The organism is Sulfitobacter sp. EhC04 (genome assembly GCF_001650875.1).
Taxonomy (GTDB): domain Bacteria; phylum Pseudomonadota; class Alphaproteobacteria; order Rhodobacterales; family Rhodobacteraceae; genus Sulfitobacter.
In genome coordinates this window covers 118,955-144,123 of sequence record NZ_LXYI01000011.1, presented here as the reverse complement: position 1 = coordinate 144,123, position 25,169 = coordinate 118,955, and the positions used below count along the sequence as shown (strand labels likewise).

Annotated in this window: 25 protein-coding genes; 13 read left to right on the top strand and 12 right to left on the bottom strand. The window is 62.9% G+C overall.

What is annotated here, in order from left to right; translation table 11 throughout:
* The first annotated feature begins 9 nt into the window (after window positions 1–9).
* Window positions 10–411: a hypothetical protein gene (locus A8B82_RS07055; protein ID WP_067290073.1), complete on the top strand. Its 402-nt coding sequence runs from the start codon at window positions 10–12 to the stop codon at window positions 409–411.
* Between the two features lie 570 nt (window positions 412–981).
* Here A8B82_RS07055 and A8B82_RS07050 read toward each other — a convergent pair.
* The 3 genes from A8B82_RS07050 to A8B82_RS07040 all read right to left on the bottom strand — a co-directional run bounded on the left by A8B82_RS07050 (window position 982) and on the right by A8B82_RS07040 (window position 3,209).
* Entirely contained in the window at window positions 982–1,395 is a 414-nt protein-coding gene (locus A8B82_RS07050) for a VOC family protein (protein WP_067290071.1), read from the bottom strand.
* Entirely contained in the window at window positions 1,392–2,759 is a 1,368-nt protein-coding gene (locus A8B82_RS07045) for an MATE family efflux transporter (RefSeq protein ID WP_067290069.1), read from the bottom strand. Before A8B82_RS07045 ends, A8B82_RS07050 begins: the two co-directional genes overlap by 4 nt.
* Before the next feature lie 63 nt (window positions 2,760–2,822).
* Window positions 2,823–3,209 (bottom strand): DUF4260 domain-containing protein, encoded by a 387-nt coding sequence (locus A8B82_RS07040; RefSeq protein ID WP_067290067.1) that lies wholly within the window; start codon window positions 3,207–3,209, stop codon window positions 2,823–2,825.
* Window positions 3,210–3,301: 92 nt separating this feature from the next.
* On the opposite strand from A8B82_RS07040, the gene A8B82_RS07035 reads away from it, so the two are divergent.
* From A8B82_RS07035 to A8B82_RS07025, 4 genes are all read left to right on the top strand, one after another.
* Window positions 3,302–4,162 (top strand): LysR family transcriptional regulator, encoded by an 861-nt coding sequence (locus tag A8B82_RS07035; RefSeq protein WP_161489430.1) that lies wholly within the window; start codon window positions 3,302–3,304, stop codon window positions 4,160–4,162.
* A 161-nt stretch (window positions 4,163–4,323) separates the two neighbouring features.
* Window positions 4,324–5,202, top strand: coding sequence for an alpha/beta fold hydrolase (locus A8B82_RS07030; protein ID WP_067290061.1), 879 nt, complete (start codon window positions 4,324–4,326; stop codon window positions 5,200–5,202).
* Window positions 5,203–5,884: 682 nt separating this feature from the next.
* The gene (locus tag A8B82_RS24670) at window positions 5,885–6,016 is read left to right on the top strand and encodes a hypothetical protein (RefSeq protein WP_268873798.1); all 132 of its coding nucleotides are present in this window, start codon (window positions 5,885–5,887) and stop codon (window positions 6,014–6,016) included.
* 160 nt (window positions 6,017–6,176) lie between these two features.
* Window positions 6,177–8,138, top strand: a complete 1,962-nt coding sequence (locus A8B82_RS07025; protein ID WP_067290154.1) for a DNA gyrase/topoisomerase IV subunit B — start codon at window positions 6,177–6,179, stop codon at window positions 8,136–8,138.
* A gap of 20 nt (window positions 8,139–8,158) precedes the next feature.
* Here A8B82_RS07025 and A8B82_RS23485 read toward each other — a convergent pair whose 3' ends face one another.
* Entirely contained in the window at window positions 8,159–8,983 is an 825-nt protein-coding gene (locus A8B82_RS23485) for a DUF4393 domain-containing protein (protein WP_082899171.1), read from the bottom strand.
* Between the two features lie 523 nt (window positions 8,984–9,506).
* On the opposite strand from A8B82_RS23485, the gene A8B82_RS24665 reads away from it, so the two are divergent.
* The 3 genes from A8B82_RS24665 to A8B82_RS07015 all read left to right on the top strand — a co-directional run bounded on the left by A8B82_RS24665 (window position 9,507) and on the right by A8B82_RS07015 (window position 10,852).
* The gene (locus A8B82_RS24665) at window positions 9,507–9,635 is read left to right on the top strand and encodes a hypothetical protein (protein WP_268873797.1); all 129 of its coding nucleotides are present in this window, start codon (window positions 9,507–9,509) and stop codon (window positions 9,633–9,635) included.
* Between the two features lie 88 nt (window positions 9,636–9,723).
* Window positions 9,724–10,125, top strand: a complete 402-nt coding sequence (locus A8B82_RS07020; RefSeq protein ID WP_067290060.1) for a PaaI family thioesterase — start codon at window positions 9,724–9,726, stop codon at window positions 10,123–10,125.
* Window positions 10,126–10,174: 49 nt separating this feature from the next.
* Window positions 10,175–10,852: a hypothetical protein gene (locus A8B82_RS07015; protein WP_067290057.1), complete on the top strand. Its 678-nt coding sequence runs from the start codon at window positions 10,175–10,177 to the stop codon at window positions 10,850–10,852.
* On the opposite strand, the gene A8B82_RS07010 is transcribed toward A8B82_RS07015, so the two are convergent.
* Window positions 10,849–11,259, bottom strand: coding sequence for a c-type cytochrome (locus A8B82_RS07010; protein WP_328586492.1), 411 nt, complete (start codon window positions 11,257–11,259; stop codon window positions 10,849–10,851). The genes A8B82_RS07015 and A8B82_RS07010 overlap by 4 nt on opposite strands.
* An 83-nt stretch (window positions 11,260–11,342) precedes the next feature.
* On the opposite strand from A8B82_RS07010, the gene A8B82_RS07005 reads away from it, so the two are divergent.
* Window positions 11,343–11,777, top strand: coding sequence for a DMT family transporter (locus A8B82_RS07005; RefSeq protein ID WP_067290055.1), 435 nt, complete (start codon window positions 11,343–11,345; stop codon window positions 11,775–11,777).
* Window positions 11,778–11,992: 215 nt separating this feature from the next.
* Here the strand turns inward: A8B82_RS07005 and A8B82_RS07000 are convergent, their stop codons facing one another.
* From A8B82_RS07000 to pepT, 6 genes are all read right to left on the bottom strand, one after another.
* Entirely contained in the window at window positions 11,993–12,979 is a 987-nt protein-coding gene (locus tag A8B82_RS07000; RefSeq protein ID WP_067290053.1) for an Ldh family oxidoreductase, read from the bottom strand.
* Window positions 12,980–13,070: 91 nt separating this feature from the next.
* Window positions 13,071–13,754 carry an ABC transporter ATP-binding protein gene (locus tag A8B82_RS06995; protein WP_067290050.1) on the bottom strand — a complete coding sequence of 228 codons (684 nt, stop codon included), beginning with the start codon at window positions 13,752–13,754 and terminating at the stop codon, window positions 13,071–13,073.
* Window positions 13,747–15,036, bottom strand: a complete 1,290-nt coding sequence (locus A8B82_RS06990) for a lipoprotein-releasing ABC transporter permease subunit (protein WP_067290047.1) — start codon at window positions 15,034–15,036, stop codon at window positions 13,747–13,749. Before A8B82_RS06990 ends, A8B82_RS06995 begins: the two co-directional genes overlap by 8 nt.
* Before the next feature lie 47 nt (window positions 15,037–15,083).
* The gene (locus tag A8B82_RS06985) at window positions 15,084–15,578 is read right to left on the bottom strand and encodes a DUF2937 family protein (RefSeq protein ID WP_067290046.1); all 495 of its coding nucleotides are present in this window, start codon (window positions 15,576–15,578) and stop codon (window positions 15,084–15,086) included.
* Window positions 15,579–15,704: 126 nt separating this feature from the next.
* Entirely contained in the window at window positions 15,705–17,045 is a 1,341-nt protein-coding gene (proS, locus tag A8B82_RS06980) for a proline--tRNA ligase (protein WP_067290044.1), read from the bottom strand.
* Window positions 17,046–17,246: 201 nt separating this feature from the next.
* Entirely contained in the window at window positions 17,247–18,482 is a 1,236-nt protein-coding gene (gene pepT / locus A8B82_RS06975; RefSeq protein WP_067290041.1) for a peptidase T, read from the bottom strand.
* 202 nt (window positions 18,483–18,684) lie between these two features.
* Between pepT and A8B82_RS06970 the strand changes: the two genes are divergently transcribed.
* From A8B82_RS06970 to A8B82_RS06955, 4 genes are all read left to right on the top strand, one after another.
* Window positions 18,685–19,755 (top strand): AI-2E family transporter, encoded by a 1,071-nt coding sequence (locus A8B82_RS06970; RefSeq protein WP_067290039.1) that lies wholly within the window; start codon window positions 18,685–18,687, stop codon window positions 19,753–19,755.
* A gap of 1 nt (window position 19,756) precedes the next feature.
* The gene (locus tag A8B82_RS06965; RefSeq protein ID WP_067290036.1) at window positions 19,757–20,437 is read left to right on the top strand and encodes an HdaA/DnaA family protein; all 681 of its coding nucleotides are present in this window, start codon (window positions 19,757–19,759) and stop codon (window positions 20,435–20,437) included.
* 51 nt (window positions 20,438–20,488) lie between these two features.
* Entirely contained in the window at window positions 20,489–22,663 is a 2,175-nt protein-coding gene (locus A8B82_RS06960; RefSeq protein WP_067290034.1) for an RNA degradosome polyphosphate kinase, read from the top strand.
* A 107-nt stretch (window positions 22,664–22,770) separates the two neighbouring features.
* Complete coding sequence (locus A8B82_RS06955; protein WP_067290032.1) at window positions 22,771–24,339, top strand: Ppx/GppA family phosphatase; 1,569 nt, start codon at window positions 22,771–22,773, stop codon at window positions 24,337–24,339.
* A gap of 457 nt (window positions 24,340–24,796) precedes the next feature.
* Here A8B82_RS06955 and A8B82_RS06950 read toward each other — a convergent pair whose 3' ends face one another.
* Complete coding sequence (locus tag A8B82_RS06950; RefSeq protein ID WP_067290030.1) at window positions 24,797–25,168, bottom strand: hypothetical protein; 372 nt, start codon at window positions 25,166–25,168, stop codon at window positions 24,797–24,799.
* Window position 25,169 lies beyond the last annotated feature (1 nt).

Below are 25,169 nucleotides of genomic sequence, written 5' to 3'. Positions count from 1 at the left end.
GAGGTACCCATGTCGACTGAACTGCCAGAATACTATTTCCGGGTCCGCGAAAACGGGGCCGCAGTGTTTCGGATCGACACCGAGAACCGCCAGCGGCGGATCGAGATGGACCAGATCGCCATGGCCAATATCCGCAATGGCGAGATCAAGCCGCATGGCGACCGGACCCTGTCAGAGGCGGACCTTGACACCATCCGCAACTGGATGGAGGAGCGCCGTCAGGTTCTGGCCCATCGCGACATCGACGACATCCACCGCGCTGTCGATTATCTGAACCTGACGACGCAATGGGTGCAGTCCAAGGCCACCGACGAACAGCTGGAGGCGGTCACAGATGCGCTGCTGCTGGCGATGCACGATCTGCGCAGCACGCTGGTGCGCAAGAAGGCGGACAGGCTGCTGAAGGATTGAGGCATATTGTTTCGCGTCAGAGCGTGTCGCGATCCTTTGCACTCACAGAACACGCTGAAACCTTTTTATACCGCATATCTGCGGTGCCAGGGTTGGGACCCTAAGAACCGGTTCCCGATCTTGATACGCCCTGACCGGAAATGCACTCGGCTTTGATTTACAAAAGAAGACATGTCAAAAATGACATGTCTTCTTTTGTAAAGGACCGGAAGATGGAGCAAGCAATTGCACCGGGGTCGCTGTGACCCTTCGGGTTAAAGCGCCCCGCCATGAACTTGAATCGCCGATACCCTGCCGCGCTTCGCGCTCTCGGGACATCGGCGATACGGAATGTATCAGGTTAAAGGCGGGACGCTGTAAAACTGGAACATCTGACGCTGCCTGACGTCAATGATTTTAACATTTTAAAGCGCCCCGCTTCAGTCTTGAACCGGCCATACCCTGCCGCGCTATCGGTTTTGGGACATTGGCGATGAGATTTGCCTCAGGTCAATGACGGCACACTATAATGACGGCACACTATAGCGTCAGATGGTTCAGGTTTATCGCGCTGCACGTTAGGGGCATGATCTAGCCATCCCTGCCGGGTTCCGCCGGATTGCTGGAGAACAGGGCGATCTTGTTGCCCTGCGGGTCGCGCAGGTAGCCGACATAGAACTGCGGCCCATAGGCGGCGCGAAAGCCCGGTTGCCCCTCGTCCTGACCGCCAACGGCAAGCGCTGCCGCGTGCAGGGCGCGCACCTGGGCTTGGCTGCGGGCTTCAAATGCGATCATGGTGCCATTCCCGACAGAGGCCGGACGCCCGTCAAAGGTTGGTTTGACATAGAAATCCGGTTGCGACTGCTGACCCGGCTCTACGGGCAGCGCATAGCTCAGCCCCTCCGGCCCCTCCTTTAGCGCGTAACCGAGCGCCGGGAGGAACGCCGCGTAAAACCGTTTCGCGCGGGCGATGTCATCGGCACCAACTGTGACATAGGCGATCATGCTGCATGGTCCTTTCCGACGGTCTTTACCGTCACGCCCCAGAACCGCAGATTCAGCAGGATCGCGGCAACGCCCAGACCGGTGACCAGACCGGACCAGACCCCGATGCCGCCGCCGCCCAGCGTGAATCCCAAAAGGTAAGAACAGGTCATTCCCACCCCCCAATAGCTGAAGGCGGCAATCCACATCGGCACGCGGGTATCCTGCACGCCGCGCAGCAACCCCAGTGTGACAGCCTGCGCCCCGTCGACGAACTGAAACAGCGCCGCCATGGCCAGCAGACCCACGCCGATGCTGAGGATCTGCGCGCGCGCCGGTTCACCGTCCTGCATGAAAGCCGACAGCAGCGGCTCTGGCCAGCCCAGAAAAATCACCGTGGCAAAGACCGAAAAGACCACCGACATCCCCGTGACCGTGATCGCGCCACGCGACAGGCGCGCCGCGTCGCGACGGCCATTTGCATTGCCCGCGCGGATGGTGGCCGCATTGCTGAGCCCGAGGTGCACCATGAAGGTGATCGAGGCCAATTGGATCGCGATGCCATGGGCCGCCAGCGGCACCGTGCCCAGCCAGCCCATCATCACGGCGGTGGCGGCGAAAAGGCCAACCTCGCTTAACGCCGTCAGCCCGATCGGCCAACCCAGCCGGAACACCCGGACCAGCATCTGCGCATCCGCCCGCCAAAGGCGCACGAAAATGCGATGCTGTGGCACCACCAGCAAGACGTAGATCACCACGCAGATCAGCGAAACGGCATTGGTGGTGACAGAGGCGATGGCCGCCCCCACCACGCCCAGTTCCGGCGCGCCCCAATTGCCGAAGATGAGCGCGTAATTGGCCAGCGCATTGATCCCCGCCGCGATCAGCGTGATCCAGAACACGATCTGCGTGCGTTCGAGCGCGGCCAGATAGCTTTTCAGTGTCATCACCAGCAGGGCGGGCAGGATGCCGAATCCCATGACCCTCAGATAGCGGCCCGCCTCCCGTGCCAGTTCATCGCTCTGCCCCATCATCCGCAGGATCGGCTCTGCCCAGATCATCACCGGCAGCGACAGCAGCCCAAAGCCAAGCGACAGCCACAGCCCCATGCGGGTGGCGCGGCGGATGCCGGTATCGTCCTCTTCGGCGTCAAAAGCCGCGACCATGGGCATCACCGCCCAGGCAAAGCCGGAGCCGAAGATGAACAGCACGAAAAAGAAGGTGGAGGCCAGCGTAACCGCTGCCAGTTCGTCGATCCCGTACCAGCCCATCATGACCGTATCGGTCACGCCGATGGCCACCTGGGCCAGGTGTCCGCCGATCAGCGGCAGGCCCAGCGTCAGGATTGCGCGCACATGGCCGCCGTATGTCAGAGGGGTCGTCATATCCCAGCCATACGCCGGGATATGGCGAAGGTGAAGAGATGAAACGCCCGGTTCAAACCCGTCTCAGACCCGGCTCAGATGGGTCTCCTTGAAGCCGCTGGCGTACTTCAGCCCGTAACCCATCGCGCGGTCCAACCCGATATGCGCCCCCCAGATCAGTGCAAGCGACAGGGCAAGATCACTGCCGGACCAGAGCCCTGCCCCGGCCAGCGCCAGCGGTGTCAGGTAGCTGTGCCCAATGTTGTAGACCAGCGCGCCGGTCTGCTTGTCCCGCAAGTAGCCCAGCATGAAGAGGTCGGGCGCAAGAATCAGCAGGGCAAAAAGCCCCCAGCCGCCGCCCTGTTGGGCATAGATGAGAATACAGACCCCTGCCAGCGCCAGCCCTTCGAGTTGAAGGGTGAGGGCCTGCGGGTTTGACCTGGTTGCACGGGGTGTCGGGGTCTTTGCCATGGTATCGCCTTTCGTTGCTGTGGCCTCAGCATGACCAGAAACCCTTCCTGAAAGAAATTGACCAAAAAGGAATACTCACCTAACACAAAATGATGAGCACCCCCTCGCTTGATCTGATCCCGGCCTTTCATGCGGTGATGACCCACGGCAGCCTATCGGCTGCGGCGCGTGTCCTGCGGCTGGCCCAGCCGACCGTGCGGCGTCAGATCGAGGCCTTGGAGGCGGAGCTTGGCACCCAGTTGTTCACCCGTGCGGCAAACGGGCTGACCCCGACGGGGATGGCCCATACGCTGATGCCGCTGGCCGCCTCCGTCCTTGCCGAGGCCGCCGCATTGGGCCGCGTGGCCAGCGCCGAGGCGGAGGCGCTGGAGGGTGTTGTGCGGATCACCACCAGCCGGGTGGTGGCGGGACATGTCCTGCCGGGGCTGATCCGGCAGATGCAGGGTGAGGCACCGGGGCTGCGCTTCGAGGTGGCCGCGACCGACCGGGCCGAAGACCTGACCCGGCGTGCGGCGGACATCGCCATCCGCTTTACCCCGCCGCGCCAGCAGGCGTTGGTGGCCACCCGTCTGCCGGACTGCGAGATCGGGCTGTTCGCGGCCCCGGATTTTGCCCCGCTTGATGCGGATCGGCCCTGGCAGGCGCAACCCTTTGTCAGTGATGACCGGGAGGATCTGATCCTGCCGGCGCTGGCCGCAGCAGGCCTGCCTGCGCCATCCAACGTGGTGCTGCGCTGTGACGATCCGCTGGCGCAGATCGCGGCCATCGGTGCCGGTGTGGGGCTGGGGTTCTGTCAGGTGAAGCTGGCCGCGCGTCTGGGGCTGCGCCGGGTGGCCCCCGAGACCGCACATCAGATGCCGGTCTGGCTGGTGGTGCATGAGGATCAGGCGCGGATTGCGCGGATCGCCTTTGTCTTTGCCAAGCTCAAAAGCGCGCTGCGTCATCTTTTGTGACCCATTGCCTTGATCGCCCCCAAGGGTCAGACTTTGCATCGGAGGAGGCACCAGTCTGATCAACCGCGTTGACCGGGTCAGGCCCGATGCCCCCCGCTCTGGCGCGGCAAGAGGCCGTCGGGGTGCGGGCTATCGACATGGACAGGAAAAGGAAACGAGACATGACCGAGCCGCGCACCGAGACCGTGACGCTGAATGGCAGGCCGTTCTTTGTGCGCCATTGGGGCGATGAACACCTGCCGAAACTCTTGCTGTTGCACGGATTTCCTGAATTCGGCGGGGCCTGGGGCGATCTGGCGCCGCTGCTGGCGCACAGGTTTCACTGCATCGCACCGGATCAGCGCGGCTATGGCCAGAGCTGGGCACCGGAAGCGGTATCGGACTATGCCACCTCGAAACTGGTGGGCGACATGGCGGCGCTGATCGGGGATGCGCCGATGGTGGTGCTGGGGCATGACTGGGGCGCGGCGGTGGCCTATGGGCTGGCGATCATCCGGCCCGATCTGGTGTCGAGACTGATCATCATGAACGGGGTGCATCCCGTCCCCTTTCAGCGCGCGCTGGCGGCAGGGGGCGCACAGGCGGAGGCCTCGCAATATATTCACTACCTGCGGGCAGAAGGGTCGGAGAACAAGCTGGGGCGTGACGGCTGTGCCAAGCTGCTTGCGATGTTTTCGGCCAATATGGACATGGATTGGCTTCAGGGCGAGACGCGCGCGGCCTATGTCGGGGCATGGTCCCGGCCGGGGCGGCTGCGTGGCATGGTGAACTGGTACCGCGCGTCGCCGTTGCTGGTGCCGAAGCCGGGTGAAACGGTGCAGATGCCCGATCTGCCGCTGGAGAAATTACAGGTCCGTTGCCCGCATCTGCTGATCTGGGGCAGCGACGACCGCGCCCTGTTGCCCGAGGCGACAGCCGGTCTGGAGGAATTTGCCGCCGATCTGACACGGGTGGAGATACCCGGCACCGACCATTGGCTGCATCACCAGAAGCCGCAGGAGGTGGCGCAGGCGATTCTGGACTGGCTTGCGACGCGGTGAGGTCACGCCCTGCGACAGGCCGCGCGTATCATGCCGGAGGCATCTCTGCGACATGACGGTGTCGAATGCCGCGCAGCTTTGACTCGCTGCACGGGGCTTTCTGAACCTTCTCATCCAGCCCCGTCATGCAATATTGGCCCAAACGCCAGGCATTTCTGGCTCCAGCCGGACCTTCGGCGCGGTCTGGGGCAAAGTCTGTTGAAACCGCAGGGACTATTTTGCCTTTCGCAATGAAACACCAAGCCGCGCATCGCAGGGCCGTGGTGCGGCGATCTGACAGCAGTGACTGGCACTTTATGGCAGCCAAACACTTCCTACCTAACGATGAGACACAACAGCAACCAAATCGCCGTGCCGGGGGGACGGCCCGTCATGTCGCAGACATGCCTCTGGCATGATGCGCGGCGGCCTGCGGCCTTGACTCCGCGCGAGCGGAAAGGGCTCCTTTTCCTCTTTCGCTGCGATCCGTGCAAAGGGCGGCTTGCCGGATTTTTCTGATTTTGGGTCAGCTGATGACGTGAAGGTCAAAGTCCTCTGAAATCTGACACGCCGGGATATTTCCAAGCCAATAAGAAAGAGGTTTGGGGCGTCCGGCCGTGAGACCGCTGGTCGGGAATACCTGACTTGTGCGGTTTCTCGGCTTTCCGCAGGCTGATGGCATTTGAAAGAAGAGGATTTCACCATGCTGCTTCGTGTCGTGCCACTGCTTGCCATCGCCATCATCCTGATCGCCCTGATCTTTTCCGCCTTCTGGCGGCCCTATGACCGCAACGGGCTGAACGCGCCCGCGCATCAGTATTCGGGATTGTTCTGATCCGGGGATAAGGCGCACCGACCCGGTGGTGCCGCGCATGTCCTGAACGCCGGGCAGGGTTCGGGAAATGCACCGCAAGGCGGCCTTCGCCCTTCCCCCGCGCGGCGGGCTCTGGCATACTCGGCAACCAACAAAAATCAACAAACAGCAGGCCTGCCACATGTCCGATCTACTTTCCGGTGCCCAGCCCAGCGGCAAGGAATACGATGCCTCCTCCATCCAGGTGCTGGAGGACATGGAACATGTGCGCCTGCGCCCCGGCATGTACATCGGTGGCAAGGACGATCGCGCGCTGCACCATATGGTGGCGGAGATCGTGGACAACTCCATGGACGAGGCGGTCGCGGGTCATGCCACCTGGATCGAGCTGGAACTGCATGAGAACGGCCATGTCACCGTGCGCGACAATGGGCGCGGGATTCCCACCGATCCGCACCCCAAGGACCCCGGCAAATCGGCGCTGGAGATCATTTTCTGCACCCTGAATGCGGGCGGCAAGTTTTCAGGTGATTCCTATGAGACTTCCGGCGGTTTGCACGGTGTGGGCTCATCCGTGGTGAACGCGCTGTCAGACCACCTGCGGGTCGAGGTCGCGCGCAACCGCGAGCTTTATGCGATGGAATTTTCGCGCGGGTTGCCGCAGGGCAGGCTGGAAAAGATCGGTGCCGCCCCGAACCGGCGCGGCACGGCGGTGACATTCCACCCCGATCCGGAAATCTTTGGCGCGCTCAAACTGCGGCCTGCGCGGCTGTTCGCGATGGCGCGGTCCAAGGCCTATCTGTTTTCGGGGGTCGAAATCCGCTGGAAATCCGCCCTGCCCGATGGCGACACGCCGATGGAAGCCTCGTTCCACTTTCCCGGCGGGCTGTCGGATTACCTGAACGAGACGCTGGGCGGCTCGACCACCTATGCCGAGGCCCCGTTTGGCGGGATGGTCGATTTCAAGGAAAAATTCGGCAACCCCGGCAAGGTGGAATGGGCGATCAACTGGACCCCCTCGCGCGATGGCTTCATCCAGTCCTATTGCAACACGATCCCGACGCCGGAGGGCGGCACCCATGAGGCCGGGTTCTGGGCGGCGATCCTGAAGGGGATCAAGGCCTATGGCGAATTGGTCGGCAACCGCAAGGCGGGCACGATCACCCGCGAGGACCTGATCACCGGGGGCTGCGCGCTGGTCAGCTGTTTCATCCGCGAGCCGGAATTCGTGGGCCAGACCAAGGACCGGCTGGCCACCACCGAGGCGCAGCGCATGGTGGAAAACGCGGTGCGCGACCATTTCGACAACTGGCTGGCGGCGGATACAAAGTCTGCCGGTGCGATCCTTGATTTCCTGGTGCTGCGGGCAGAGGAACGGCTGCGCCGCCGACAGGAAAAGGAAACCGCGCGCAAGACCGCGACGAAAAAGCTGCGGCTGCCCGGCAAGCTGACGGATTGCACCAGCAAGTCCCGCGAGGGGACGGAGCTGTTCATTGTCGAGGGCGACTCGGCCGGTGGGTCCGGCAAGGGCGCGCGCAACCGAAATACGCAGGCGCTGCTGCCGCTCAAGGGCAAGATCCTGAACGTGCTGGGCGCGGCCTCCGGCAAGCTGACAACCAATGCGGAAATCTCCGACCTCTGCGAGGCGCTGGGGGTTGGCATGGGGTCGAAATTCAACCTCGACGATCTGCGCTATGACAAGATCATCATCATGACCGATGCGGATGTGGACGGGGCGCATATCGCCTCGCTGTTGATGACGTTCTTCTTCACCCAGATGCGCCCGCTGATCGACAACGGGCATCTCTATCTGGCCTGCCCGCCGCTGTACCGGCTGACGCAGGGGGCCAAGCGGCTGTATGTGGCCGATGATATTGAGAAAAACCACTGGCTGGAGAAGGGTCTGGGCGGCAAGGGCAAGATCGACCTGCAACGCTTCAAGGGTCTGGGGGAGATGGACGCGAAGGATCTGAAAGAGACCACGATGGACCCGGCCACGCGCAAGCTGATCCGGGTGACGGTGGACGAGGACATTCCGGGCGAGACCGGCGATCTGGTGGAGCGGCTGATGGGCAAGAAGCCGGAGTTGCGGTATCAGTATATTCAGGAGAACGCGCGGTTCGTGGAGGAGTTGGATGTTTGAGGGGTGCGAACTGCTGCGCCCTATCTAAGAACTATATCTCTAAAGTTCTTCCCTATTTGAGTGATAATCAAGTAGCTCTTTTGCGCCTCATGGGAAGACAACCCATCAACATCAAGCCGTTTAAATGCTTTGATATATTTGTCCGTTTCTAGCTCAAGATACTCTTTCTTGTTTCTTTCAGAAGTGAGATATCCATCAGATACTGCACGTATTAATCCAAGTCTTTCTAGGCGTTCGGTGCTCGCCTGAGTAGCTTCCAAAATTCCTTGATGAACCCCCAAGTATCCAAGTGTGATTTTCGCTAGATCAGGGTGAAAATGGGTAACAACGGTGACGCTTCCTGCCACTCCTTCTGTCACTCTTATTACCCTAATTGTTGGAAGAGCATGGCGAGACGACACTGCAGAAAAGATCTGAGCGTCTAGTGAACTCATTGCGGAAATAATACCGACGTATGATGGATGGGCGTTCCTGTGAGTAACCTTCGTCATCGAACTAGCAAGCAAATTTGCAAACATTTCACTAAGCTCAGGCTTGTGCCCATTAAATTTCAGTGCTTCGATAGTTGGTCCTGCGATGGCTAGATCTGGAGTAACAATCTCATCTGGAGGTACATTATCGAGTTTCTTAGCGACATTTGTAGCTATCCATTCCTCAATTCTTTCTGCTCCCCAAACAAGTCCTCGGATTGGTGCAATAGCCACATTAACTGCTCTACCAGCGGTCGAAAGAACCTTTCCTGTTTCCTTCATGACTGGTTGAAGCGCATCATCATAAATCGGAATTGCTTTTGCCAAATTGGCAGCCGAATTAATAAGATCAGATTTATTTTCTTCTTCAGACATTTAAAGGACCTGACAACTGTCTTCTGGATATTATGGCCGCCAAATCATAAACATCAAGGGCGGTTTTCTAGCAAGCCGTAGGGTGCGACCTCTACATGCACCAATATTATTTTGAAATAGAAACTGGGTCGCCGCGTTGTAGGTGCGTTCAGGACGCACCTTACCATTACTACTTTTTCCCGCCCGGGACCCCGTCCCGGGCCGCGCCCGACCTCCCCCACGGGGAGGGCGCACATGCGTGCACCCCGGGGCTGACGCCCCCCTACGGCCTCAAAGGCTCCACTGGAGCCTTTGCAAGACGGCCTTCGGCCCGAGGTCGGGCGCGGCCCTGACGTTTCGCCAAGTCGCCCCGCAAACCTCTTGCCAAACGCCCCCATCACCCCCACCTTGTCCCTACAGGCCCCGCGCCATTCGCGCCGCCTGTTGCCTCACCGGAAAAGCCGCGCGCGCGCCGCGCCCCTGCCCCCTGAGCATCGACCCGATGGGCTTTGCCGTTCGGGAACCCGATCAGAGGAATACCGCCATGTCCAAGGAAAAGAACAAGGGCAACAAGGAAGCCAAGAAACCCAAGAAGGAAAAGGTCAAGGTGCTGGCCACCGCCAACAGCGGCACCAAGGATGGCACCGTGATCGCGGGCAAGAAGGTCAAATAACGACGTTGCGGCGCGGGCCCCTGCCGGGGCTTGCGCCCGCGCGCTGCACGCCTAAGGTTTCAGGGCATAATATGCCCCGGAGGCCCCCATGACGCCGCAAGCCGCGCAAGACATCCTTGAACACGCCTTTGCCCCCTGGGTGCGCGCGTTGCAGCCGACGATCACGGAAATCGGGCCGGAGCGTACCATACTGACCATGCCGATCAGCGCAGAGATCAACCGCGTCGGCGGCATCGTGTCGGGTCAGGCCCTGGCGGCCCTGGCGGATACGGCGATGGTCTTTGCCTGTTTCGGCCATCTGGACGCGCCCGAACCGGTGGGCACAGTGACCCTTGATACGCAATTCCTGCGGCCCGCCAGCGGCGACAGCATCCGCGCCGTGGCAGAGGTGACCCGCGCGGGGAAATCCATGATATTTGCCCGCTGCACCCTGATCGCGGAACCCTCGGGCAAGCCGGTCGCGCTGGCCACCGCGACATTCGCGCGCTGAGATGTAATCTTCGCTTGATCCCGGCCCCGCCGCACGCCTTACTGCGCGCATGATCCGTGTGTTTCTCCTCCTGTTGCTGCTGGCCTCTTGCGGGCGTCCCCTGACGGTGAACGAACGGGCGTTCCTTGACAGCATCCATGGCGACACGCTGGACATGAACGTGGTGCGCCTGCATGACGGTTCGCCCACGCGGGCGGTTACCTTTCGCCGCAAGCCGCGTCCGCGCACCACCTGCCGCGAGCTGATCCTGCCCCCCGCCACCGATGAAATCGTGACGACCAAACCCGCCGCCGTCGCCGTCTTCAACACGATCCTGTTCGACAAGGATTGGTTCCTTGACGATTACCTGCCCGAATATCCCGATGCGATCGGGCTGGTGGCGGGAATGCTGCTGGCGCATGAGCTGACCCATGTCTGGCAGTGGCAGAACCGCGCGACCACCGGCTATTCGCCGCTGCGCGCCGCGTCAGAGCACACGGTCAGCGACGACCCCTACCTGTTCGAGATCGACACACCCCGCAAGTTCGGTGAGTTCGGCTATGAACAGCAAGGCTCCATCGTGGAGGAATTCGTCTGCTGCCGGGCGCTGGCCCCGCAGGCCCCGCGCACCAAGCGGCTGCATGCGCTGATCTCGCAGGTGATGCCGGTGGCCCCCCTGCCCGCGCGCCCGCAGTCGGACGTGCGCCTGCCCTGGGACGGGGTCCAGATCAAGGGCATCTGCGGTTAGCGCTGGGTGCTTTCCAGATAGGCCAGAAGTGCCGCCAGCACGCGGGGTGTCGGGGTCATGACGCCATCCACCTCGATGGGAACCAGATCATCCGCCATCGCCCCGCCGAACTGCGGCATGACCCGCGCGAGGTGGCCCTGTTCGGGATCGCCATAGATATAGCTGAGCGCCCGCGCCCGTGGGAAGCTGCCGCCGTTTGCCCGTGTGAGGATGGTCAGATCGGCAGGTTTCGGGCTGAGATCCTGGGCGAGCGGCCCGTCGCCGCGCCCCGTGGTGCCGTGGCAGGCCGTGCAATTGGCGGCAAAGAACGCGGCGCCGTCGTTGGCGGTCGGCATTTCCTTGGGCGTGCAGGCCACCGCCCCGCAGAGCAGGCCAAGCAGGGACAGGGTTCGGATCGGGCTGGGCATGAGAATTCTCCGGTTGAATGGAATGTCATCTTGCGCGCCTTTGGACCCGCCGCCATGATGCAGATCAAGGTGGAGGAGGCAGAATGGCGCAACACGCGATAATCATGCTTTTGGCGGGTGTCGGCATCCCGCTGCTGGCCGCGATGAACGCGGCACTCGGGCGGCACGTGGGCTCGCCCGCTGCGGCGGCAGTGGTTCTGTTCACGGTGGCGCTGGCGGTCTGCCTGCTGGCATCCGTGATCCTGGGTCCGCATCAGTGGTCGCGTTTTGCCACCGCGCCCAAATCGTTGTTCCTGGGGGGATTTTTCGTCGCCTTCTATGTGCTGTCGGTCACCTATATCGCGCCGCATTTCGGGGTCGGGAATGCGATCTTCTTTGTGCTTCTGGGGCAATTGCTCTCGGCTGCGGCGATTGATCACTTTGGCCTGTTCGGCGCGCAGGTGAACCCGCTTGGGCTGGCGCGTCTTTCAGGCATCGGGATGATGGCGGTGGGGGTCTGGCTGACCCAACAGGGCTAGGGTCCAGAGCCTAAAGCGCCCCGCCTTAAACTTGAATCGCCGATACCCTGCCGCGCTTCGCGCTCTCGGGACATCGGCGATACGGAGTGTATCAGGTTAAAGGCGGGACGCTGTAGAGCACCGTCCAGCTTACCTGACTCAATCGCGACGCTCTAACCCTTTGATTTTGCGCGATGTCCGAGTCGGAAATCGTTGCCGATTTCCTCGCCATCGCTCTAACCCGGCAGCTCCGTCAGCGCCTGAATGCGCGCCCAGAGCGCGTCTTCGACCGCAACCGGATCGGATGGCACCTTGCCCTGACCGGGCATGCGCGCGCCTTCGTCCGCCGAGGCCGCCTGCGCCAATGCCGCCAGACGCGCCCCGAAATCGGGCGAGGTCGATGGGTCGATCACGATATAATACTGGCCCAGGTCATGCGGCGGCCCCTCGGGCGCCTTGAGCGGTTTCACATCCTGCGACAGCACGCCGCCGGTCATGCCCGCCGCCAGAATCTCCGCCATCAGGCCAAAGCCCCAGCCCTTGTAGCCGCCCAGGGAGACCAGCGACCCCTTGAGCGCCTCTTCGGGGTCGGTGGTGGGGCTGCCTTGGGCATCCACCGCCCAGCCTTCGGGGATGGATTCGCCCGCCGCCCTGGCCATGGTGATCTTGCCCAGTGCAACCGTGGTGGTGGACTGGTCGAACTGCATGGCGATCCCGCCCCGTCCGTCCGGCACTGAAAAGGCGATCGGGTTGGTCCCGATCACCCGCGTCTTGCCCCCCGGCGCGGCCACGATGGGCGAGGCATTGGTAAAGCCCAGCCCGATCAGCCCTGCCCGCGCGATCTGTTCCGTGAAGTAGCCCAGCGACGTGCAGGTATGCGCATGGGCGACCGCCAGCGTGGCGATACCGTGCTGGCGCGCGGCATCCAGTGCCACGGTCAGCCCATAGGCAAAGGCCGGTTGGGCAAAGCCAAAGCGCGCATCCACATGCACCACGGCGGCGCGGGACATGGTCACGCCGGGGGTCACATCGCCCTTGACCCGGCCCGACATCAACTGCTGGCAATAGCTTTCCACGTAATAGAGGCCGCAGATCTTATTCCCCACGGATTCCGCAGCCGCGACAGCGCGGGCCACTTCGGCGGCGGCAAAGGAATCGGCACCATGCCCCATCAGGGCGGCCTGAACCGTCTCGGCGATGTCTTTCAGCGCCACCTCGGGCATCTGTCATTCCTCTGGTTCGAAAGCACCACTGTGTCCCCGGTATGGAAGGACCGTCAAGCGCGATGATCGCGGGTGGCGGGATGGCGCGGAGTCAGACCGGAACCAGATGGCCCGCGTCCAGCCTGATCTGGCGGTCCATCCGCCCGGCAAGGTCGAGATTATGGGTGGCAATCAGCGCGGCCAGACCGGTGTCGCGCACCAGCGCCATCAGGGTGCCGAAAACCTGATCCGAGGTCGCGGGGTCCAGGTTCCCGGTCGGTTCATCCGCCAGCAGCAGGCGCGGCGCATTGGCCAGCGCACGGCAAAAGGCGACGCGCTGCTGTTCGCCCCCGGACAGGGCCGCCGGGCGATGGTCCGCGCGCCCTTCGATGCCCACCTGTGTCAGCAGATCGCGCGCCCGCGCCTCCGCCTCCGCCCTGCCGGTCCCATTGGCAAGCTGGGGCAGCACGATGTTCTCCGACGCGGTGAATTCCGGCAGCAGGTGGTGAAACTGGTAGATGAACCCGACATCGGACCGTCGCACCGCCGTGCGGCGGCGGTCGCCCAGGCCGGTCATATCCTCGCCCCCGATGCCGACCCTGCCGGTATCGGGCGTGTCCAGCAGCCCGGCGATATGCAGGAGGGTGGATTTGCCCGCACCGGAAGGGGCCACCAGCGCCACCACCTCGCCCGGCGCGACCTGCAGGTCGATGCCGCGCAGCACCTTGACCTCGTTCGGCGCACCGGGGTTGTAGGATTTGGTGATGCCTTGCAGATCGAGGGTGGGATTATTCATAGCGCAGAGCCTCAACCGGGTTCATCCGCGCGGCGCGGCGTGCGGGAAAGATCGTGACGACAAAGGACAGGCCCAGCGACAGCCCCACGGCAGACAGCACATCCCCCATCTGCAACTTGGCCGGCAGGAAATAGATCCCCCGGATCGACGCATCCCAGGCGGTGCCGCCGGACAGATAGTTCACCACCGCGAATATCTGATCCACATAAAGCGCAAAGAGACATCCCAGGATCACCCCCATCACCGTGCCGATGATCCCGGTGAAGGCGCCGCAGATAAAGAACACCCGCAGCACCGACCCTTCGGTCAGGCCCATGGTGCGCAGGATGCCAATGTCCCGGCCCTTGTTCTTGACCAGCATGATCAGGCCGGAGACAATGTTCATCGCGGCAATCAGCACCAGCACAGACAGGATCACGAACATCACCCGGTCCTCAATGTCCAGCGCATTGAGGAAAGAGCCCGAGGCATCGCGCCAGGTCCAGACCTGGGCGCGGTCGCCGGCCGCCTGCAACAGCGGGATGGTCAGCCGGTCAACATCCTCCGGCTCTTCAACCATCACTTCAAGTTCGTCCGCCAACCCCTCCCGATTAAAGAAAGATTGCGCCTCTGCCAAAGGCAGGTAAGCACGGGTGCGGTCGATGTCGTAGCGCCCCGCTTCGAAGATATAGACAACCTCATAGGCGTTGACGCGGGGACTGGTGCCAAAGGCCGTCTTGACCCCGTTGGGCGAGATCAGCTTGATCCTGTCACCCACATTCACCCCCAGCGTGCGGGCCACGCCGACGCCGATGGCGATGCCCTCGTCGAAACGATTGATGTCGCCGGTCGCATTTTCCGAATGGGCGATGCGCGGGATTGTCCTGAGATCCTCTGCCGCGATGCCAAAGACTTCGACGCCCGCGTTGGACTGGCCCTTGTTGGCCATCACCTGCTGGCGCACCAGCGGCGCGGCGCGGGTCACGCCGGGCACCTGTGCCACGGCTGCGGCCATTTCGGTGTAATCGGAAATGGATCGGTCGATCTGCCCGTTCTCGGCCACTTCGCCCAGTTGATAGATCGTCACATGGGCATTCGCGCCCAGGATCGTATCCACGAACTCCGCCCGAAACCCGGAGCGTACGGAGAGCGTGGCGATCAGGGCAAAGACCGCCAGGGTGATGCCGATCAGGCTGATCCAGGTCATCACGCTGACACCCCCTTCGGCGCGGCGCGCCCGCAGGTAACGCCAGGCGATCATCCATTCGAAAGGGGCAAAGGGGGCGGTGCGGTTCTGCGCCATGGGGGCTCCTGAGATTTGGCGCAAACTGGGCTTTCGGACCCGCAGCGTCAAGCGCCCTTTCTGCGGCGAAACGGCCAGGCGAGCAGCCGCAGCACACCCCCCAGCGCGGCCGTGCCCAGCAGAAAGCCGACAAAGGCAAAGCTGAGGCCCGCGAAATTGATCGGCACCGCCGGTTGATAGGCCGTCCAGGCCGCCCGCGCGATCTGGCCATCGGTCAGCCGGGCCGCATGATAGGCCCGCATGAACGGCCCCTGCCCCTCGACCTCCGCCAGATCCGCACGCAGCCGCTCGTAGCGCAGGAAGGTCGCCGTCATATCCGCGCGCCTGCGTTCCAGAAATTCGGTGCCCTGCATCTGCGCCAGCGCCGCATCGCGGGACAGACCGACGGCAGTCGCGGATGCGTCGAAATCCGCAACCACTTCGGCAAGCGCATCCACCGCACCCCCCAGTCGCTGGGTGTATTGCTGGGAAAACTCGGGGAATTGCGAGGTGACCGCCGCCCCCGCAAGCCCGCCCGCAAGCGTCAACGCCCGCAGGATCATGGCAAAACCGGCACGGCAGGCACCGGGCAGTGCTGCACCATGCCCGTCATTCTGACACCGACGACCATCTGGCCTGCTCCCTTTTTTCGAGCAACCCTACATCCCGGCCCATCCTGCGTCCAACCCTCAGAGGATACCGGCGTAAACCTGCGCAATCCGTTCAACAGCCTGTTCCGGCGGCATTTCCTCGCTCTCGCCGGTCCGGCGTGAGGTCAGTTCCACCACCCCGTTCTTGAGGCCGCGTGGCCCCACGGTGATGCGCCAGGGCAGACCGATCAGGTCCATGGTGGCAAACTTGGCCCCCGCCCCGCCCTTGGTATCGTCATAAAGCGGGTCCAGCCCCAACGCCTTGAGCGCGTCATAAAGCGCCTCGCAGGCCGCGTCAGCTTCGGCATCGCCCTGCTTGAGGTTCACGATCCCGGCATGGAAAGGTGTCACCCCCTCGGGCCAGATGATGCCGCGATCGTCATGGCTGGCCTCGATGATCGCGCCCAGCAGGCGGCTGACCCCGATGCCATGGCTGCCCATATGGACCGGCACCGGCTTGCCATCGGGGCCCTGCACGGTGGCCCCCATCGGTTCTGAATACTTGGTCCCGAAATAGAAGATCTGCCCCACCTCGATCCCGCGCGCGGTCCGGCGGCGGTCTTCGGGCACCTGGCTGAAGATCGCCTCGTCATGGGTCTCGTCCGTGCGCGCATAGCGCGAGGTGAACTCCTCCAGCACGGCGGCACAGGCGGCATGATCGTCATGGTCGATCTCGCGGTCGCCAAACTTCAGATCGGTGATCTGGCTGTCATAGAAAACCTCCGATTCGCCGGTTTCCGCCAGCACCAGGAACTCATGGGTGTCATCACCCCCGATCGGGCCGGAATCGGCGCGCATCGGAATCGCCTGCAACCCCATCCGCTCATAGGTGCGCAGATAGCTCACCAGATGGCGGTTATAGGCATGCAGCGCGTCTTCCTTGGTCAGATCGAAATTATAGCCATCCTTCATCAAAAACTCGCGCCCCCGCATCACGCCGAAACGCGGGCGGATCTCGTCACGGAATTTCCACTGGATGTGATAGAGCGTCAGCGGCAGGTCCTTGTAACTGCCCACATGGGAGCGGAAGATGTCGGTGATCAGCTCCTCATTGGTGGGACCATAAAGCATGTCACGGTCCTGACGGTCGCGGATCCGCAGCATCTCGGGACCATAGGCGTCATAGCGGCCCGATTCCTTCCACAGATCCGCCGATTGCAGCGTCGGCATCAGCATCGGGATATGCCCCACGCGCTGCTGTTCCTCATGCACGATCTGTTCGATCCGCTTGAGCACCTTGAACCCCAGCGGCAGCCAGGAATAGATCCCCGCGCTGGCCTGCTTGATCATCCCCGCCCGCAGCATCAGACGGTGGCTGACGATCTGCGCCTCGCTGGGGGTCTCTTTCAGCACGGGCAGGAAATATCGGCTCAGACGCATGGCGGGCTCCTCTTTGGGCAATTGCTGCGGTCTGACTATGCCATGTCCGCGCCGCCCGCAATCGCGATGCACATCTCAGCCCCGCAGTTCCCCTTCCCTTTCATTGTTCCCAAAATATACCAGAGCGCGAGACAGCGTCTCGCAAACCGATTTGGCAGCGCCAAATCAATAATATCGCATGTGGGCCATGGGCCCACCCCTTCAGGACACGGCCCGCCGCGCCAGGGCGATCGCCACCCCGGTCGCCAGCGCCATGTCCTGCACCGAAATCCATTCCAGCGGGCCATGAATCTCCTGCATCCCGGTAAAGATATTCGGACAGGGCACGCCCATCTCGGTCAGGCGCGACCCGTCGGTGCCGCCCCGGATCGGCACCGAAACCGGCGTCAGCCCCACATCGGCCACCGCTGCCCGCACCAGATCCACCGGAGTCCTGTCCTTTTCCAGCCAATAGCGCATGTTGCGGTATTGCGGGGAAATCTCGCAGGTGATCCGCGCCCGCGGCTCAGCCTTGCCCACCACCTCGCAGACCTGGCGCAGCAACGCGCCCTTCTCCGCCAGACCTTCCAGTTCGAAATCACGCAGGATCAGGGTGATCTCCGCCTCCGATGACCCGCCCGTCACCTCGCTGACATGAATAAAACCCTCCGCGCCTTCGGTTGTGTCAGGGGTCATGCGCACCTGCGGCAAGCACTGGATGATCCGCGCCACCAGATGCAGCGCATTGACCATCTTGTCCTTGGCAAAGCCGGGATGGGCCGAGACGCCCACCACCTTTACCACCGCGCCATCCGCCGAAAAGGTCTCGAACTCGATCTCGCCCGGCTTGCCGCCGTCAAAGGTATAGGCGAAATCAGCGCCCAGATCGGCAGGCAGACGGGCATCCACCCCGCGCCCGATTTCCTCGTCCGGGGTAAAGGCCAGACGGATCGGCCCATGCGGAATGTCAGGATTTTCAAGCAGATACCTTGCGGCGGTCATGGCAATCGCCACCCCCGCCTTGTCATCCCCGCCCAGCAAGGTGGTGCCGGAGGCGGTGATGATGTCCTCGCCCTGTTTGCCCTCAAGATGCGGCGAGACCGCCGGGTTCAGCTTCAGATCAGGGGCATCGGCAAAGGTGATGTCGCCGCCGTTGTAGCCGCGATGGACCACCGGTTTCACCCCGGCGGCATTGAACTGCGGGGCGGTGTCCACATGGGCGCACCAGCCCATTGTCGGGCCGGGGGCCGTCCCCGGCACTGTCGCCAGCACCACGCCATAATCGGTCAGGGTGACGTCCTGCGCGCCGATCTGCTGCAATTCCGTCACCAGCAGGCGCGACATGTCCAGCTGGATCGCGGTGCTGGGCTGGCTCGGCGAGCCTGCATCGCTCTGGCTGTCGATGGCCGCATAGCGGACCAGCCGCTGTTCCAGTTCCTTGTCGAATTCGCTCCGCATGGGGCCTCCTGCCGGTCTGTACCAATCTGTCGGGCCAACCCTATGCCCGGCGCGGGGGCGGCTCAACACCCCGCGCGCGGTGCTGCATGTGGGCGTGTTTCCTGCCGCGCGCCCTGATCAAAAAAGCGCCCGTCCGGCGCGCGACCCTTGAAATACCGGCCTGCATGGGCGAAGTGATAGGCTGTCCTTTGCGGAGAACCCCATGGCCCTTCCGATCCGAGATCAACTGAAATACTGGGGCATTGCGGCCGTGGTCTTCATGGTGGCCCTGTGGTTCCTGGGTCAGGTGCTGGTGCCTTTCCTGCTGGGCGGGGCCATCGCCTATTTCCTCGACCCTGTCGCTGACCGGCTGGAGCGGATGGGGCTGAGCCGGGCACTGTCCACGACGGTGATCACCTTTGTTGCGATCCTGATCTTTGGGGTGATGGCGCTGCTGGTGGTCCCGACCCTGGTCAATCAGACCGCATCGCTGATCGAAACCGCGCCCAGGCTGACGCAGGATTTCACCGATTTCATGACCACGCGCTTCCCCGCCCTGCTGGACGAGGATTCGACCCTGCGCAACTCTCTGACCTCGATCGGGGCGACCATTCAGGAACGCGGCGGTCAATTGCTGGAGACAGCGCTGGCCTCCTTCGCCTCCATTCTCAACGTGATCCTGCTGTTTGTGATCGTGCCGGTGGTGTCGGTCTATCTGCTGCTGGACTGGGACCGCATGGTCGCCGCCATCGACCGGCTGCTGCCGCGCGACCATGCGCCGGTGATCCGGCAGTTGGCGCGTGACGTGGACAAAACACTTGCGTCTTTCATCCGGGGCATGGGCACTGTCTGTCTGATCCTTGGCACCTATTACGCGATTGCGCTGATGGTGGTGGGGCTGCAATTCGGGCTGGTCGTGGGCTTCATCGCCGGTCTGGTCACCTTTATCCCCTATCTCGGGGCGCTCTTGGGCGGTGCGCTGGCCATTGGGTTGGCGCTGTTCCAGTTCTGGGGCGACTGGCTGTCGATTGGCCTGGTTGCGGGCATCTTTGCCATCGGTCAGGTGATCGAGGGCAATGTGCTGACACCCAAGCTGGTGGGCAATTCCGTGGGGCTGCATCCGGTCTGGCTGCTGCTGGCGCTGTCGGTCTTTGGCACCTTGTTCGGCTTTGTCGGGATGCTGATCGCCGTGCCGCTGGCAGCCGCACTGGGGGTACTGGCGCGCTTTGCCACCGACCGCTACAAGCACAGCCTGCTTTATCTCGGCACCGGTCCAACGACGTTGGACGACTGACATGGCCCGACAATTGGGATTCGACCTGCCCAGCCGCACCGCACTGGGGCGTGACGCGTTTTTCGCGGCACCTTCCAACGCCATGGCCCTGTCGATGATCGACCACTGGCCCGACTGGCCCGGCGGCAAACTGGCGCTGACCGGCCCCGAAGGGGCGGGCAAGACCCACCTGGCCCATGTCTGGGCCGAGCGGTCGCAGGCCCGGATCGTCGCGGCGCGCCGCCTTGTGGATGTCGAAGTGCCCGCGCTGGCCACGGGCCCCCTTGCCGTTGAGGATGTGCCGGAGATCGCCGGGAACGACGCGGCGCAGACTGCGCTTTTCCACCTGCACAACCTGATCCTGGCAGAGGGGCATACCCTGTTGCTGACCGGCGCGCCCCCCGTGGCACAATGGGGGCTGACCCTGCCGGACCTGATCAGCCGGATGCGCGGTGCCACGGCGGTGGCGCTGGAGCCGCCAGACGACATGCTGCTGACCGCGCTTCTGGTCAAATTGCTGGCCGACCGGCAGTTGACCCCCAAGCCCGACCTGATACCGTACCTGTTGTCCCGCATGGACCGGTCCTTTGCCGCTGCAATCGACCTGGTGCAACGCCTCGATGCCGCCAGTCTGGCGCAAAAACGCCCGCTGACCCGGCAGTTGGCGGCGCAGGTGCTGGACAAGCCCCCCGCAGCGGGCTGATACTGCCTGCATTGTCGCAACATCGTTACACATCAGCGCCATAAGGCCGCCATGACTCACGCAGATTTCCTAGAAGGGCCGTTTCCGCCCGCCATCGAACTGCCCGACCTCGACACCACGGGGCCGGGCCGCTTTTTCAATCGCGAACTCAGCTGGCTGGGGTTCAACTGGCGTGTGCTGGAAGAGGCCGAAAACCCCCGTGTGCCGCTGCTGGAACGGCTGCGGTTCCTGTCGATCTCGGCGGGCAACCTTGATGAATTCTATACCGTGCGCGTGGCGGGCCTGCGCGAGCTGGCCCAGGCGGGCAACACCACACCTGCTGCCGACGGCCTGTCCCCGGCGGAACAACTGGTCCTGATCAACGAGGACGCGCGCAACCTGATGATGAACCAGCAACGGGTGCTGGTTGACCTGATGGCGGAAATGGACGCGCAGAACATCTTTCTGGAACATCAATCGGACCTGACCGAAGCCGATCACGAATACCTCAAGGAGATGTTCCTGACGCAGGTCTTTGCGGTGCTGTCGCCACTGGCCATCGACCCCGCGCACCCGTTTCCCTTCATCCCCAACACCGGCTACGCCCTCGCGCTGCAACTGGAACGGACCCGCGACAAGCGCCCGCTGCAGGCGCTGCTGCCGATCCCGGCGCAGATCGACCGTTTCGTGCCGCTGCCCGCCCCCGAGGGCACGCTGCGTTACCTGCCGCTTGAGGACCTTCTGGTGCTCAAGATCCCGGACCTGTTTCCGGGCTACAAGTTGAAAAGCCACTTTGAGTTCAGGGTGCTGCGCGACAGCGACCTGGAGGTCGAGGACGAGGCCGAAGACCTGGTGCGCGAATTCGAGGTGGCGCTGAAACGCCGCCGCCGGGGGGAGGTTGTCCGCCTGACGCATTCGGCGGGCGCGCCGGAAAAGCTGAAAGCCGTGGTGATGGCAGAGCTTGGCGTGCACGAGCGCGACGTGATCGAGATCGACGGCATGATCGGGGTCGATGACCTGAGCAAGCTGGTCACCGACGCAAGGCCCGACCTGCTGTGGCCCTCCTTTACCCCGCGCGTGCCGGAACGGGTCAGCGACCATGACGGCGACATGTTCGAGGCGATCCGCCAGAAGGACATGCTGTTGCACCACCCCTATGAGACCTTTGACATGGTGGTGCGGTTCCTGTCCCAGGCGGCGCGCGATCCGAATGTCGTGGCGATCAAGCAGACGCTCTACCGGACCTCGCGCGACAGCCCGATTGTCGAGGCGCTCTGCGAGGCGGCGGAGGACGGCAAATCGGTGACCGCGCTGGTCGAGCTCAAGGCGCGGTTCGACGAGGCCGCCAACATCCGCCAGTCCCGGCGGCTGGAACGCGCGGGCGCGCATGTGGTTTACGGTTTCCTGGACCTCAAGACCCATGCCAAGATTTCCACCGTGGTGCGGCGCGAGGGCAACCAACTGGTGACCTATACCCATTACGGCACCGGCAATTACCATCCGATCACGGCGCGCATCTACACCGATCTGTCGCTGTTCACCTGCGACCAGAAACTGGGGCGCGATGCCACCAAAGTGTTCAACTTCCTGTCCGGCTACGCGCAGCCGGAGAAGCTGGACAATCTGGCGATTTCCCCCACCACGCTGAAGCCCCGCCTGCTGGAGCTGATCGCGGCAGAGGCGGCCCATGCCGAGGCGGGCAAGCCTGCGGCGATCTGGGCCAAGATGAACTCCATCATCGACGCGGAAGTGATCGACGCGCTCTATGCCGCCAGCCAGGCCGGGGTGCAGATCAGTCTGGTGATCCGGGGCATCTGTGGATTGCGCCCGGGCATCAAGGGATTGTCGGAGAACATCCGTGTCAAATCCATCGTGGGCAGGTTCCTGGAGCATTCGCGCATCGTCTGTTTTGGCAACGGTTACGGCCTGCCCCACAAGAAGGCGCGGGTCTTTATCTCTTCTGCTGACTGGATGGGGCGCAACCTGATCCGCCGGGTCGAAACCCTGGTGGAGATCGAGAACCCGACGGTCAAGGCCCAGATCACCAGCCAGATCATGGCGGCGAATCTGGCCGATGTGGCGCAAAGCTGGGTCATGGCCCCGGATGGCAAGTTTACCCGGCCGCCGCTGGTCGAAGGGCAGTTCAGCTTTAACTGCCACCGGTTCTTCATGGAGAATCCGTCGTTGTCGGGGCGCGGATCGGCGGGGGCTTCGGACGTGCCGAAGCTGACCCATACGGAAGACTGACGGTAAATGCCGCGCCGCGCAGCCCGGTGGTCGCCGGGATCGGACATTGACCCCCGCGGCCGCCTGCCCCATCTTACCGGCAGTTGAGCCGACCGCCAGGAGACCTCATGGCTAACCTTACGGAGACCAACACGCCGGTGCCGGAAACCGGCGTTGCTGATCTGGGCCTTTTCGCAAAACCGCTGTTTGAAGATCCCAGCGCGCGCAAGCTGTCGCGCGTGGGTGTCGTCGATGTGGGGTCGAACTCTGTCCGGCTGGTGGTTTTTGACGGCGCGGCGCGCTCGCCTGCGTATTTCTACAACGAAAAGATCATGTGCGCCCTGGGTGCGGGCATGGCAGAGACCGGCCATCTGTCGCCACAGGGGCGTGTCCGCGCCCTGTCGGCCATGCGCCGTTTTCGCAAGCTGGCAGACAGCATGGGCCTGCGCGAATTGACGGTTGTGGCAACGGCGGCGGTGCGCGACGCCAGTGACGGCGCGGCATTCTGCGATGAGGTCCTGCGCGAAACCGGCCTGCGCATCTGGGTTATCGACGGTGAGGAAGAAGCGCGGCTGTCCGCCCAGGGCGTTCTGCTGGGCTGGCCCGGTGCCTATGGCCTTGTCTGCGACATCGGTGGATCCTCCATGGAACTGGCCGAGATTTCAGGGGGCCGCGTGGGGCGGCGGGTCTCCTCGCAACTGGGGCCGCTGAAACTGCGCGACATCAAGGGCGGTGCAAAGGCGCGGAATGCCCAGATCAAGGAGGTAATGCAGGCGTTGCAGGAGCGTATGGGTGCCCAGCGCGACCGGCTGTTCCTGGTGGGCGGGTCCTGGCGGGCCATCGCACGCATCGACATGGTGCGCCGGGGCTATCCGCTGCATGTGCTGCACGAATACCGCATGACGCCCCGCGCGGTCAGCGCCACGGTCAAATACATCAAGCAATCGAACCTGGAGGACCTGCGCGCCGAGGCCGGCGTTTCATCGACCCGGATGGCGCTGGTGCCCTATGCGGCAGAGGTGCTGAGCCGACTGGTCAAGACCTTCAAGCCCAAGGACATCGCGATTTCCAGCTATGGTATCCGCGAAGGGATGCTTTACGAACAGATGCCGCAACGCCTGCGCGACCGGGACCCGCTGATCGAGGCCTGCCGCTTTGCCGAGGCAAAGGATGCGCGCACGCCGGGTTTCGGCAAGGCCCTCTACAACTTCATTCTGCCACTGTACAAATCCAGTTCGCCGCAGCGCGCGCGACTGGTCAAGGCCGCCTGCCTGCTGCATGACGTCAGTTGGCGCGCACATCCCGATTACCGGGCCGAGGTTTGTTTCGACAATGCCACACGGGCCAACCTGGGGGGGCTGAAGCATTCCGAACGGGTGTTTCTGGGGCTTGCCCTGCTGCACCGCTATTCCAACAAGCGCGAGAACACGCGCTTTGAAGATCTTTACGAGATGATCGACGAACGGGCACGCAAAGAGGCCGAGATTTTGGGCAAGGCCATGCGGTTCGGGGCAATGCTGTGGATGAACAAGGATGAAGATCGCGGCGAACTGCGTTGGTTTCCCAAGAAAAAACTGCTGCAACTGTGGATCACCGAAGACATGATGCCGCTGTTTGGAGAGGTGGCCGAGGCGCGTCTGAATTCGCTTGCCGGGTCCTTGCAGGCCTCGGTGGAGTTGAAGACCGTCAGGAAATAGCAGGGCGCAGTTCGATGTGCAGGCGCGGCTTGCATCCGATTTTTGCGGGGGCGCGCATTTGCATCCGGCACTCTGTTTCGACAGACCTGCTGCGGGGGCTTGCAGACCTGCTCGCCGCAAGGTGCAGGCTTGCTTATCGTACTTGCTGTACCTGCTCGCCGTAGCTGCAGCACCTGCTTACCGCAGTTGCGGACATGTCATACATGACATGTCATTTTTGACAGGTCTTGTATGACATATCCTTTATGATCCGCTGCTTCGACCGGTCGGGCGCGCATCCCGCGAATCCCGGTGGGCGAAGGGGCGGCACCTTCCCATGTCCCAAGCTGTCGCGAAAGAGGGCAGCCCAAATCATGACATGTCGTCCTTTATGGAATGTCGCGCTGAAATCGCCAGGCATCGTTCAGGTTTCCGCCCGCCTGACCAGGCGCATTGCCATGGCAGCGAAAGCCGGGTTTCAAAGATCAATCTGCGGTGCAGGCTCAGTCGGGACCACCGGCTTTTCCAATGGCGGTTCAGGCTTGCGCCGGATGATGATATCCCCGTTCGGCAGAATCTCCGGCGCTTCGTAAACGCTCCAATCCTCCACCTCGTTCAGGATCTCGCCCAGTTTCGGCCCCATCTCTTTTGCGAAACTGCGCAGTGCAGGCCCCATCTGATCGGCCAGCCCTTCCAACCCGTCAATCGCGGGGGCCATTTCCTTCATGATGCCTTCCATGAACATCTGCGCGCCCCGTTCCATCAGGGACAGGCCACGGTCCTCTTCCTCCTGCGCCTGTGCGGACAAGGGCAGGCAGATCAACAGGGCAAGACCGGCAAGATGTTTCATA